General features: G+C 32.7%; 11 protein-coding genes. 2 read left to right on the forward strand and 9 right to left on the reverse strand.

The genetic code is table 11. The features are described 5' to 3' along the window. Positions 1-11: 11 nt before the first annotated feature. From arsA to B5X47_RS07170, 3 genes are read right to left on the reverse strand one after another with little or no spacing between them, the layout of a single operon-like run. Positions 12-1,748 (reverse strand): arsenical pump-driving ATPase, encoded by a 1,737-nt coding sequence (gene arsA, locus B5X47_RS07160; RefSeq protein WP_079589490.1) that lies wholly within the window; start codon positions 1,746-1,748, stop codon positions 12-14. Further along, positions 1,735-2,052 (reverse strand): arsenite efflux transporter metallochaperone ArsD, encoded by a 318-nt coding sequence (arsD, locus tag B5X47_RS07165; RefSeq protein WP_079589491.1) that lies wholly within the window; start codon positions 2,050-2,052, stop codon positions 1,735-1,737. The genes arsA and arsD overlap by 14 nt, the downstream gene beginning before the upstream one ends. A 26-nt stretch (positions 2,053-2,078) precedes the next feature. Beyond that, complete coding sequence (locus tag B5X47_RS07170; RefSeq protein WP_242951021.1) at positions 2,079-2,426, reverse strand: ArsR/SmtB family transcription factor; 348 nt, start codon at positions 2,424-2,426, stop codon at positions 2,079-2,081. A 642-nt stretch (positions 2,427-3,068) separates the two neighbouring features. Between B5X47_RS07170 and B5X47_RS07180 the strand changes: the two genes are divergently transcribed. Next, complete coding sequence (locus B5X47_RS07180) at positions 3,069-4,484, forward strand: potassium/proton antiporter (RefSeq protein ID WP_079589493.1); 1,416 nt, start codon at positions 3,069-3,071, stop codon at positions 4,482-4,484. Positions 4,485-4,657: 173 nt separating this feature from the next. On the opposite strand, the gene B5X47_RS07185 is transcribed toward B5X47_RS07180, so the two are convergent. The 5 genes from B5X47_RS07185 to B5X47_RS07205 form a co-directional block, all read right to left on the reverse strand. After that, complete coding sequence (locus B5X47_RS07185) at positions 4,658-6,304, reverse strand: methyl-accepting chemotaxis protein (RefSeq protein ID WP_079589494.1); 1,647 nt, start codon at positions 6,302-6,304, stop codon at positions 4,658-4,660. Positions 6,305-6,622: 318 nt separating this feature from the next. Beyond that, complete coding sequence (locus B5X47_RS07190; RefSeq protein WP_079589495.1) at positions 6,623-7,633, reverse strand: asparaginase; 1,011 nt, start codon at positions 7,631-7,633, stop codon at positions 6,623-6,625. A 3-nt stretch (positions 7,634-7,636) separates the two neighbouring features. Then, the gene (locus B5X47_RS07195) at positions 7,637-7,924 is read right to left on the reverse strand and encodes a hypothetical protein (RefSeq protein ID WP_079589496.1); all 288 of its coding nucleotides are present in this window, start codon (positions 7,922-7,924) and stop codon (positions 7,637-7,639) included. An 81-nt stretch (positions 7,925-8,005) separates the two neighbouring features. Then, positions 8,006-9,571, reverse strand: coding sequence for a sensor domain-containing diguanylate cyclase (locus tag B5X47_RS07200; RefSeq protein WP_079589497.1), 1,566 nt, complete (start codon positions 9,569-9,571; stop codon positions 8,006-8,008). Between the two features lie 15 nt (positions 9,572-9,586). After that, entirely contained in the window at positions 9,587-9,907 is a 321-nt protein-coding gene (locus B5X47_RS07205; RefSeq protein WP_079589498.1) for a thioredoxin family protein, read from the reverse strand. A 127-nt stretch (positions 9,908-10,034) separates the two neighbouring features. Here B5X47_RS07205 and B5X47_RS07210 point away from each other — a divergent pair, with 127 nt between their 5' ends. Next, on the forward strand, positions 10,035-11,222 hold the full coding sequence (locus B5X47_RS07210; RefSeq protein WP_079589499.1) for an anaerobic nitric oxide reductase flavorubredoxin: 1,188 nt from the start codon (positions 10,035-10,037) through the stop codon (positions 11,220-11,222). Positions 11,223-11,364: 142 nt separating this feature from the next. Here B5X47_RS07210 and B5X47_RS07215 read toward each other — a convergent pair whose 3' ends face one another. Next, positions 11,365-12,570 carry a PDDEXK-like family protein gene (locus B5X47_RS07215; RefSeq protein WP_079589500.1) on the reverse strand — a complete coding sequence of 402 codons (1,206 nt, stop codon included), beginning with the start codon at positions 12,568-12,570 and terminating at the stop codon, positions 11,365-11,367. Between the last annotated feature and the right edge of the window lie 43 nt (positions 12,571-12,613).

The raw sequence follows: 12,613 nt of genomic DNA on the forward strand, positions 1-12,613 counted from the left end.
GATTTACTCTATTAAAGAGTTTTCAAGTTTTCATCTTTTAAGTCTTCATCTGTCCATTTTATAAGTGCATAGTTTCCGTCAGAATGCTTTCCAATATGATTTATCCACTTTATTTCATTGCTTGCTTTAGCTTTAAGAATGGTATTTGTAGTATTTGCTGCATACATTGATGAGTTAATTATCCACCAATTAGCCGATATTCCTGCTCTTTTAAGGTCTGTTTCAAGTCTTTCAGCTTCATATACCGGAGTCATCTCTGCAAGAGTTACAATAAGTACCTCTGTATCCTCATGATTTCTAAGTTTAGGAAGTAGTTTTTTTACTGATTCTGGAATATCTCCTTGTGAGCGTTCTATTTCTCTATGATAGCTCTGAGTAGAATCAAGCAGTAGCAATGTATGCCCTGTAGGAGCTGTATCTATGACAACAATTTCATCCTGGTCATTGTCTACTATCTGAGCAAAAGCTCTAAAAACTGCTATCTCCTGGGTACAAGGTGAACGTAAATCCTCCTCAATATAAGCAAGATCGCTTTCAGATATACTTCCCCTTACTTTTGAAAGAACATCTTCTTTATATTTTTCTAGCTGTTCCTCTTCATCTATATGACTTAGTCTTATATTATCCATTTCATCAATTACATGTCTTAAATGAGCTGCTGGATCTGTTGTTGTCAGGTGAACCTTTTTTCCTTTACTAGCTAGTCCAATTGCTATCGCAGCTGCTATAGTGGTTTTTCCTACCCCACCCTTTCCCATAGTAAAGATAACTTTTTTATTTGTGGCGTAAAGCTTATCTATAACATCTTGAAGTTTCTTAGGTATTTTACCCTGTAACTCACTTGCTTCTATAACATAGGAGTCTTCTGTCAAAAATTTTCTAATATTATCTATTCCGGTAATATTATAACTCCTTAAAGGAATCATATATTTTTTTATATTATTTAAAGCTTCAGGCATTTGTTTTATAGCTGATTGCTGTTTATCAAATAGACTTTTTGATATATCATCATCATGACTTTCTAGTACTCCATTAATTACCATTATCTGATTACTCACACCTAACTCCAGTAGTTCATTAGAAGCTCTGCTTGCTTCATCTAGTGGAGATTTTTCTGGTCTAGAAACTAAAATTAAAGTAGTAATATTGGAATCAGACAAAGTTTCTACTGCCTGCTTATATATATTTTTCTTGTCCTCTAGCCCCGATAGCTGACCCAAACAAGAGGCTCCATGAGTATTTTCAGCTATAAAATCAGTCCAAGCTGATGGAAGCTGAAGCATTCTAAGTGTATGTCCTGTAGGTGCAGTATCAAAAATGATATGGTCATAGTATAATTTTGCTTCCTTATCCGTTATAAAATTTGAAAACTCATTAAATGCTGCTATCTCTACAGTACAAGAGCCGGATAACTGTTCCTCCATATTTTGAATCATAACCTCAGGAAGCTTTCCTCTATACGGTCCAATTACACTTTCCTTGTATTCTAAAGCTGCAGCTATTGGATCTAAGTTAGCAACAAATAAATTTGGTACCTCTGGAATCTCAGTAGCTTTATTTGTCAAAGCCCTTCCAAATACATCTTGAAGATTTGATGCTGGGTCTGTACTTATAAGTAGTACCTTCTTGCCTGAATCTGCTAAATTCACAGCTACAGCGCAGGCTGTTGATGTTTTTCCTACGCCGCCTTTTCCTGTAAAAAATAAATACTTGCTGATATTCATGTCTAAAGGATTAAAGTACATCATCGCTCAGCTCCAATAAAGCAATAAATTCTTCATTTGTAGGGTATCCACCTGTTTTAACAATCTTTCCATCTAAGATAGTAACTGGTAGTATATCCATCCCTTTGTCCATTATAAGTTTATTTAGCTCCATATTCAGCATAAATTCTCCAGGGTTGTTTGAAAGGTTAAATCTTCCAATTTCAATTCCCTTTTTTTCTAAATTATTAAGCACTGTAGATATTCTAAGTAGTTCTGGATCAACACCTACTCCGCACACACCTGTCGGGCAGCACATAGCAGGTTCATATATATTCATCTTTTTCATGGTTTATCTCTCCTTTTATTATGGTTTTATTTGCAAATAAATTCTCTAGAATCTAATTTTTGTAATCTAGCTATATCATCAATAAGTAGGCTTTCATTTCGAAAGGTCGCTATTAAATAATTAATTAGCTCCATATTATTATCTCTAAAATTTTCACTTATTTTGTAGTACACCCACTGGGAGTCTTTTCTTGAATCTACTATTCCAGAAGTTTTGAGCTTTGTTAGGTGTCTTGAAACATTTGATTGTGACATCTCAAGAGAAGCTTCAATCTCACATACACACAATTCTTTAGTCAGTAGTAAGCTAATAATTCTAAGTCTATTTTCATCAGCTAGGGCTTTAAAAATATCTACGCTCTTTATAATTTTCACCTCATATTCTTATATTCATATATACTCATATACAGACTACCATCATAAATACATTTTGTAAATACAGTAGCTAACTCTTTATAATAATGAGTTACAAACATTTATTTGCCTTTCGTTTTAACTTAATTTACTTCAGATTATTGAATTTAAAGTTCATATCCCAAAGGTTTTGCTATATAATATAAATAGACAGATAGTCTAAAATTTATATGCAAAGCGAAAGGAGAGATGCTTATTGAAAAACTCCATGAACACTAAGACTAAATTTATCTTCATTGCTATTCTCATATTTATTTGCATCTTTCATATTTCTGCCCCAGAAATTTCTAGAGATTATCTAAAACCTTTTTCTGAGAAAACCACTGAATTTAATGAGCTAAGGTCATCAAACACATATATTGCTGTATCAAATACTATGCTTAGTCTTTATAAACCTTTAGATACCTATACAGCTATTTTTCTTTTCATGATTTTAGAATCCATATTATTAAGTAAGATTAAGATGCAATTTTTTCAGTATAATATATATTTTTCCTATATATATTTTAAGCTTCGGAAAATAACAAATATGGTGTTTTATCAAAGTAATTACAAAGGTTTACTTCCTAATTTATAGTAAAACTATATTTAGGAGGTAATTTAATGATAAATGCGTTACTTTTTTCAGGTATTTTACTCATCATAAGTGTGCTATCAAGCAAACTATTATACAGATTTGGAATTCCCACCCTACTTATTTTTATAAGTCTTGGTATGCTTTTAGGTTCAGACGGAATCGGTGGAATTTACTTTGACAACTATGAAATAGCTCAGCAGCTATCAACTTTAAGCTTAGTCTTTATAATGTTTTATGGAGGATTTGGTTTTAACTGGAAAACTGGTAAGCCTGTAGCTGCTCAATCTATTTTACTTGCGACCTTTGGTGTTGCAATCACAGCATTTTTAGTCGGAGCCTTTGCTACCATAATTTTCAAAACATCATTGATGGAAGGAATGCTTTTAGGAGCAGTCATTTCGTCTACTGATGCAGCCTCAGTATTTTCAATTTTGCGTTCCAAAAACCTAAATCTCAAAGGCGGACTTGCTTCCATGCTCGAAATGGAAAGTGGCAGTAACGACCCTATGTCCTACATGCTCACGATAATTGTCCTTGCGTTTATGAAAAGTAGTGGTCAGATTTCAGTAATTGAGCTGCTATCAAAACAAATTTTCTTTGGGCTTGCTGTAGGAGTTGCCGTTTCTATAGTAGCAGTATTTGTTTTTAACAGAATTAAAATTTCTATTGAAGGGCTATATCCTATATTTACAATCGGTATAGTGCTCACAGGCTACGCTTTAAGTGAGCTTCTTTCTGGAAATGGTCTTCTATGTGTTTACGTTATTGGAATAATCATGGGAAACACTACCCTAATTCATAAAAGAAGCTTGGTGCATTTTTTTGATGGAATGTCTTGGCTTATGCAGATTATTCTGTTCTTTACTTTAGGGCTATTGGTATTTCCATCTCAGCTTCCACCAGTTTTTTTTGAAGGATTTTTAGTTTCAATATTTCTAGTATTAATCGCAAGGCCTATAGCTGTTTTTAGTGTTTTATCCTGGTTTAAAGTCCCAATAAAGCAACAGCTTCTCGTTTCATGGGTAGGCTTAAGAGGAGCTGCCTCTATTGTGTTTGCAACTTATGCTCTTACTAGTAATCTTCCATTTGCAAATACTATTTTTAACATGGTATTTTTCATATGCTTGGTCTCAATATTGATTCAAGGCACTTTAATTCCTTTTATAGCGAAAAAATTGGATTTAGTAGAGCAATCTGTTTCTGTATACAAAACCTTTAACGATTATCAAGATGAGGTATACACAAAATTAATTGAATATAAAATTGAAAATGACCATCCTTGGGCTTGGAAAACTATAATGGAAGCAAATATCCCTGAAGATATCCTTGTAGTTATAATAAAAAGAAAGAAAACTGTAATTACTCCAAAAGGCTTTACTGAAATTCAGCCAGGAGATATCATGGTTCTAAGTAGCAACAATTTTGAAAGTCTTCCAAGCTAATATTATCTAAAAAAACCACTAGAGTTTAAGGCTCCTCTCTATGTATATAATCTAATTTCACTTAGACTATACAGTTTTGGGGAGTCCTTAATACTAGTGGTTTTAATTATTTCTAGTATCTTATCTGAGCTTCAGCTAGATACTTGTATTATTTTTCAAGTTATATTGGATTTCTATATCTTAAATCTAGATACTATGTTCGTTAAGTCGTGTGCCATATCATTGATAGAATTGATGTTTGACGACACTTCTTGGAAGGATGCGGTTTGCTCTTCAACTGCAGAGGCTACATCTTGTGTGCTTGATGAATTTTGAACTGCTACATCCTTTATCTCAGATGCCGACATTGTAATACTATTGAATTCACTTTTCACTTCTGATGAAATATCCATTATGGAATTTGACTCTTCTACAGTTCTTTTAGCTCTAGTTAATATATCCTTTAATTTCGCTTTTAAGGTTTCCATAGACTTTTCCTGAACCTTGGTTCTATCCACTAGCTGATCCATTGATGTTTTAACATTAATTGTCCTATCTCCTATGTTATCCACGATTGTACTTATCTTTTGCGCTGAGCTAGAAGTCTCTTCTGCTAGCTTTCTTATCTCATCTGCAACAACTGCAAAGCCTCTTCCTGCTTCTCCTGCCCTTGCCGCTTCTATAGATGCATTAAGTGCAAGCAGATTTGTTTGGGATGAAACGCTATGAATTAAGTCAACCATAGCTTTTATTTCTTCAGAGGATTTATTTAATTCCTCTACGGTTACAGAAGCATCTTTTATAGAGCTTATAAAATCAGCAAGCTCTCTTGACTGAATTTCTACTTGCTTATCTCCAAACATAACATATTTTTGAGACTCTTCTGATGATTTTAAAGTTTCCTGAGCTCTACTTGATACATTTTCTATATTACTTTGAATCTTAACTACTAACTCATTTAAATCTTCTAGTTTAGTATTTTGAAGCATAGAGCCTTCAGCTACATCCATTGATGACATTGCTATCATCTCAGTTGATTTTGTAAGCTCCTCTGTAGTATTACTTATAGTTTCCATATTGCTCGATAATACTCCAGATATATTAGAGATATCTTTGACTATATTGTGGATATTTTCGATAAAAGTATTGAAATAAATAGTCATTTCTCCTACTTCATCTTTTGATTTTACCTCTATTCTCTTTGTCAAATCTCCATTGCCTTCTGATAAAGCTCTTAAGTCCTTGCTTAGCTGTTTTATGGGACTAACTATTCCTCTATTTAATATAACAAGTGCAAGCACTCCAATTATTAATGCTATAACAACTAAAGCAAAATTCATCATTTGAGCTTTTACAACTTTTTCATGAGAATATCTTGAGTAGTCATTAACGATTTCACTTATTTGTGAAACATAGCTATCTACATTTGAATTAATAAATTCCATGTCGGCTTCACTTGAGGCTTTGATAATATTTTCTATAGCTGGCCTGAACTCCTTGCTCCATCTAGAATTAATTTGCTCTAATCCTGCTGCAGTAGCTTCATTTGTTGGTTTTTTAAGCATCAATTCCTTATTGCCACTGCTTACATCACTTAAGGTTTTTTCAAAATTAGCCATAGTTTCTTCTAAATCCGACTTTGCTTTAGAGCTATCTCTGTACACTGTTTGATTTGCTAGCTCAGTCATTTTGTAGTTCATCGCTCTTAAGCTTCCCGCTTGATTTACGAAGCTTGAGTCACTTTCCATAGTTTTGAATGTAGTGATATTTATGCCAACAATTATAACTGATACTAAAATCAATATTCCAAAATTAAGTATTAATTTGTTTTTTATTTTCATGATTGCCTCCTAAATAATTATGATGTATATAAACTGTTATGCTTTTTATATGCACAAGAAATTTTATACCCTTTGAGTATAGTTTCCAAACAAATTAATCAAAAAAAGTATTATTTTTTTACTATAAAACTTATATTCATATAGTTCTTTATAGCTATGTTTTTCCATTACTCATGTAATTGCTTTTTTATCGCTTTGTTTTATCCATAAAAAAACTTCTGTTAATCCTAAGAATGATTAACGGAAGTTTTTTTGATTAAATAAGATTTTCTATACTCGTCAGCAGTCTTTTACTGCCTTAATAATATAGTTTTTACTTTATATTCTATTAAATTCAAAGCAAGGCTCAATATAGCCTATTACTTCATTTTTATTGTTGTAATTAGGTATTCTTGAGAAGCTTTTTAGATTTTCAAGCTCACTAGGCTCCAAAACCTGCATATCCTCTAGGCATTTCATTACTGCTGGATTTATCGCTCTAGAATAATTTCCGTCTTCTATTTTAACTGCAAGTCCAATATTTTTTCCTTTTATACCTATGCAGTAAATCCCCTCTGCTCCTAGCTTGCCAACTAATTTACCATTGGTATGCCTTATAAGCTCAGTACAAAAGCCATCTGTACCAGACACCATCTCCGGAGAATTATTCATTGCATCAAAAATTCTTTCACAAGCAGCTTTATAATCAGAGTCTAGATTTTCTGGATTAGCTAGCTTTGCAAATCCAAGTGCCATATTATAAATAGGCATGGCATGTACTGGAACTGTACACCCATCGACTCCTATACTGATTTTTTCCGGTTCAATTTCGCACATATATGAAAGGCTATTTAATATATCTTTTTGAAGCTCATGTTCAAACTTGGTGTAGTTCTCTAAGCTATATCCTTTTACCAAGCAAGAAGCTAGCATTCCGCAGTGCTTACCTGAGCAATCGTTGTTTGCTTGAGTAAGTACATGATTTTCCTTTAATTGTCTTTCATAATGCTTCGGGCTAATGGAATAAATACTGCCACAATCTAGATTATTAAGGTTAAGTCCAAGCTTTTCAAGCATAGAATCAATTACCTTTAAATGAAAATCTTCACAATAATGCGATGCACACATAATGGAAATTTCGCTGTCATCAAATTTATATTTATCTACTGCTCCGCTTAAAAATACATTTATAGTTTGAAGTGGCTTTGCTGATGATCTAAGATATGTAACCTTATATGGGTCACCTATTTGATATAATATCTTTCCTTTGTTGTCTACAGCAACTGCATCTCCTCTATGCATTGATTCTACTACTGGCCCTCTTGTAACATTAATCAAAACTTCAGACATAGCTTATCCCTCCATCTCAGCAAGTGATGAAGGTAGCTTCTCTTTTTGGTTATCAGCTCTTACAAATAGCCACTCTATAGTTTCTCCTTCATCTTCACTAAAGCCTATAGCTCCACTAGGAGCAACTACATAAAAACTATCCTCATCAGCCATGCTATCTTCATCGTACACCTGTGCTATACCTGGAAAATTTTCTTTATAGTAGATTTCATCTGCATACATAAATCTCCAGCTGTCACATAAATTAATGGCATCTTTTACTGCTTCAAAAAGTGTAGGATACTTCTTCATAACAGACCTCCCCATTTATTATTTAATCTCAAAGCATTACTATGAGCTTATACTAATTATATCAAATGTGATAAAAAATATTTATAAATCTTCTACATCAAAATAACTAACTTTATTTCTGCCTGTTTCTTTTGACTCATACATCGCATCATCAGCTCTTTTTACTGCATCTGAAGCCTGTCTATCTGATTTAGAAAAATAAGTCACACCTATAGACATTTCTATTTTTACTATATCATCTATTTCGCTAGTTTTCACTGGAATCTCAATAGAATTTATTTTATCCAATATCCTTTGAGCAATTTCTATAGCTTCCTCTTTCTTTAAGCCATAGAATACACCAATAAATTCATCTCCACCCCACCTGATTATAATGTCAGTATCCTTTATAATTTCATTTATAGCCTCTACAGTTCTTCTAAGAACCACGTCTCCAATATCGTGACCAAAATTGTCATTTATAAGCTTAAATCTATCTAGGTCAAACATCATAAGCGTAGGATTCTGGCTACCTTTGACAAACGAGCTATAGGCATTGGCTAGCTCTTCAACCCCTCTTCTTCTGCTGTAAGCATTTGTAAGAGCATCGTAGTCAGCTTCATTTTTCAATCTTTTGTTCATTTTTTTTGAGTATATTCCTTCAGTATGAACAACAAGAGCAATTCCTGCTGACATTACAATTAGAATCACTAGCATTAATTGAAGCACTATTTCTCTTGCCAATGACTTGCTCTTAATATTAGTATTTTCAACGTAGGCATCAACCTCATCAATATATACACCTGTTGCAATTACCCAGTCAAAATCCTTATATAGCCTCGAATATGAGAGCTTCTCTGCAATTTCATCACTATTTAATTTCTTAAAATAATATGAAAAAAATAATTCTCCATTTTTATTTATTCCATCTAATTCCTCAAGATAAGGCTTATTGCCTCTAGTATCCATAGTCGACGTACTTAAAAAGCTCCCTTCAGTTTCTGGAAGATTAGGGTGAACTATCCTAATTGCATAATTGTCTCCGCCATTATAATTTAATATTTGACTTACCCATATATATGAGTCATCATCAAATCGCTGCCTTCTTATTTTTTCTGCTGTGATTAGCTTGATTTTATCATCAACAAATTTAGTTTTCACGCCAAAAATACCTGATACTCTACCATGCTTTACTTCTTCATAGGAAAGAAGCTCAGACTTAAGTCTTTCAATAACAAAATCTAAATCGTCGCCATTTTTATACTCACTTTGAGGATTGTAAATTACTTCATTCGTGATGTTATCCCAAAATAATATAGTCCAATAATTATCCTTCCCTAAATTTTTTATATCAGTATCAAACCTATTAGTAAAAAATTTTATAAATTCATCATCATCCTCAGACGCAAAATCCAATGAAATTCCTCTTTGCTTAGTAAAGTATTTATATCTTTCGTATTCCAGTTCTCTTTCTACATCAATCTCGACAAAAAGATTATTTATAGTGTCTTTTAGAAAGGTCTTTTTTATTTCTATTATTGTATTTCTAGTTTCTTCTTGATATATTTTCCCAAAAGCATTGTGTGAAACTAGATAAAAATAAGATATCGCTGAACACATTAGGGTTATTAGTATAACGGATAAAATCCTTATTTTGCTGATTTTCATCTAATCCTCTCCATCTCATAGAAGATTTAATATCCTTTCCAGCTTGCTAAAATCTATAAATCTACTTTCTCTAAGAATTTCACTATTTTCATTAAAAATTAATATAGTTGGAATATTAAACACTAGATGCTGTCCAGCTATCTCCAAATTTTGATTTACATCAATCCTTCCTATAGGCAGCTTAGCAGTCTCATTAAGCTCAAGAAGCTTTGGAAATACACTATGGCACACGTTGCAATCCTCTGAACTAAAATACAAAATATATACAGGATTTTGCTTCATTCTTTCCAGTTCTTCAGCAGAATTAATATATACATAGGTATTATTTGAATTCATTTTAATCACTCCTATTATCCATATGTTTACAGCTATAAATAAATGGATAGTTATAATATGTATATATACCACAATAGTCCTATAAAAATCTATTAATATTATTATAACGAAAAAGGAGACTGCGAAAATGAAAAAACATCTGAAAAACAATGTTCATTGGGTAGGAAAAGTAGACTGGGAGCTGAGAAAATTCCATGGAGATGATTATTCTACTCACAAAGGCTCAACCTATAACTCATACCTTATTCAAGAGGAAAAAACTGTACTTGTGGATACTGTTTGGATGCCTTTTGCAAATGAATTCGTGGAAAATCTCAAAAGTGAAATCGACCTTAACTCCATAGACTACATAGTGATAAACCATGGAGAGGTAGACCATAGTGGAGCTCTTCCAGAGCTAATGAAGCACATTCCAAATACCCCTATTTATTGCAGTGCAAATGCAGTTAAATCACTAAAAGGTCAATACCACCAAGATTGGAATTTAAATGTAGTAAAAACTGGTGATACTCTAGATGTAGGAAACAATAAACAGCTTATTTTTGTTGAAATGCCAATGCTTCACTGGCCAGACAGCATGGCTTCATTCTTAACTGGAGATAATATTTTATTTAGCAATGACGCTTTTGGTCAGCATTATGCTACAGAAATGCTTTATAACGATTTAGTTGATCAATGCGAGCTATTTAGCGAGGCTTTAAAATATTATGCAAATATCCTAACTCCATTTAGCGCTATTTTGAAAAAGAAGCTCGAAGAGGTTATAGCTCTTAATCTTCCTATCGAGATAATAGCTACTAGTCACGGTGTTATCTGGAGAGATAATCCAATGCAAATAGTTGAAAAATATGCTAAATGGTACGATAACTATCAAGAAAATCAAATCACAATAATCTACGATACTATGTGGAATGGAACTAAAACATTAGCTGAAAAAATAGCTGAAGGAATAGCTTTGGAAGATAAAGATGTTACTGTGAAAATATTCAACCTCGCAAAATGCGATAATAATGATTTGATATCTGAAGTATTCAAGTCAAAAACTGTGCTAATAGGCTCTCCTACTGTTGGAAATAGTGTGCTTCATCCAGTGGCTGGCTTTATTCACTTCATGAAGGAGCTAAAATTCAAAAATAAAAAAGCAAGTGGCTTTGGTTGCTATGGCTGGAGTGGAGAAGGAACTAAGGTTATAAACGATATGCTTAAAAATGCTGGTTTTGAAATCATAGGCGAAGGCTTCAAGCACCAGTGGAATCCTGATGAAGAAGCTAAGCAAAAAGCTGTTGATTTTGGTAAAGAAATAGCTAAAGCATAAATGAAATATTGAAAAAATATAAACCACATTCTCAATGAACTAAACTTAAAAAAAGGAAAAGTCTAGACCTTCGTAGTCAAAGCTTTTCCTTTTTTATTCTATAATATTTCTATAAGTGGCATTGTTAATGAAATAAAACTTCTTATTTATTAAGTAATTCAATAATTTTCGCAGCGCACTTAGTTGTAAACTTTTCTAAGAAAGTTTCATTAAAAAGTTTTAAATAAGCATCGTTTGCTGCTTTGAAGTTTGGGCATAGTTCATCATTGCCATCTGGTACATATTCCCAGTATGCCCACCAATCGTCAATATGTGTTTTTACTCCAAGGATTTGTTCTATTTCATCTTGCGTCAATGCTTGCTTTACAGATTTTCCATCAACTGGGCAACAGTATCCAATAAATATCCGATTATCAATTTCTATTCTAACCCAGATATCTATATTTGGCTTAACCTTTGATTTATACTCATAGCTGATTCCAGGATATGTTGAATATTTATATTTATAGAAATCATTGCAATTTTTATAATCATCAGAAGCATAATCATATTCATTTTCCAACTTAATTCTGCCAACCTTGCTTTCAATTTTGGCAAATAATTGCTTCATCAATTTCACTCTAGCTTGATTAACACAATTCTGAATGTCTAAAGCACTTTTCATGTTCTCAGGTGATTTCATAAGTATATCTACTATTTCCATTTCTTTTTCATCCTCCATCTGATTCGTAAATTTTCGAATAGTCATCATAAATTGAAACAAAACTTCCCGAATTGGAGCTATTTTTATCGTCTCAGATTGAGAAGCACAGCTCTCCAGCCAATTTATGATATCTTCAGAAAATGAAATACAAGAAATTTCTAAATATCCATTACCTTGCTTAGTCAAACCATTGGCACTGTAGTCACTTGGAAAATCGCCAAATCTCGTCAAATAATAAACCTTAGAATTCTTGGCTGTTTTGGCATAGTCAAAGCATTGATTTGCTTGTTCTCCTGCATAGATTTTGACCTCAATAGGAATAAAATGATTTATAGTCGAAATAGCTATATCAATACGTCTATTATTATCTATTCTGTATTCCCTAAATACTTTTGCACTCTCTAGCTCTTCTTCTGACATATCCATCTTAAGAACATCCTTAATGAATCTCTTCAAATACTTATTTCCTTGAAAATGAGTCCCTTCTGGAGAAAGAATTTCATGCAATACTCTGCAAACTATAACCTCATCAGACCAAATGTCTGTAATCTCAAATATATTAAAGTATCCACCAGTTTTTTGGTTGATCAGCTCAAATTTTTTAGACACTAATGATAATTCTTGCAATAATAATTCTACATTCATTTCATAATCTCCTTATTTGAGTGTAATTATCTAGCATCCCCAG

The organism is Acetoanaerobium noterae, from assembly GCF_900168025.1.
Lineage (GTDB): Bacteria > Bacillota > Clostridia > Peptostreptococcales > Filifactoraceae > Acetoanaerobium > Acetoanaerobium noterae.

Bases quoted from the DNA above. Each gene is read 5' to 3' on its own strand.
- B5X47_RS07200 (WP_079589497.1), bottom strand. From the start codon at position 9,571: ATGAAAATCAGCAAAATAAGGATTTTATCCGTTATACTAATAACCCTA.
- B5X47_RS07210 (WP_079589499.1), top strand. From the start codon at position 10,035: ATGAAAAAACATCTGAAAAACAATGTTCATTGGGTAGGAAAAGTAGAC.
- B5X47_RS07205 (WP_079589498.1), bottom strand. From the start codon at position 9,907: ATGAATTCAAATAATACCTATGTATATATTAATTCTGCTGAAGAACTG.
- arsA (WP_079589490.1), bottom strand. From the start codon at position 1,748: ATGATGTACTTTAATCCTTTAGACATGAATATCAGCAAGTATTTATTT.
- B5X47_RS07180 (WP_079589493.1), top strand. From the start codon at position 3,069: ATGATAAATGCGTTACTTTTTTCAGGTATTTTACTCATCATAAGTGTG.
- B5X47_RS07185 (WP_079589494.1), bottom strand. From the start codon at position 6,304: ATGAAAATAAAAAACAAATTAATACTTAATTTTGGAATATTGATTTTA.
- arsD (WP_079589491.1), bottom strand. From the start codon at position 2,052: ATGAAAAAGATGAATATATATGAACCTGCTATGTGCTGCCCGACAGGT.
- B5X47_RS07215 (WP_079589500.1), bottom strand. From the start codon at position 12,570: ATGAATGTAGAATTATTATTGCAAGAATTATCATTAGTGTCTAAAAAA.
- B5X47_RS07190 (WP_079589495.1), bottom strand. From the start codon at position 7,633: ATGTCTGAAGTTTTGATTAATGTTACAAGAGGGCCAGTAGTAGAATCA.
- B5X47_RS07195 (WP_079589496.1), bottom strand. From the start codon at position 7,924: ATGAAGAAGTATCCTACACTTTTTGAAGCAGTAAAAGATGCCATTAAT.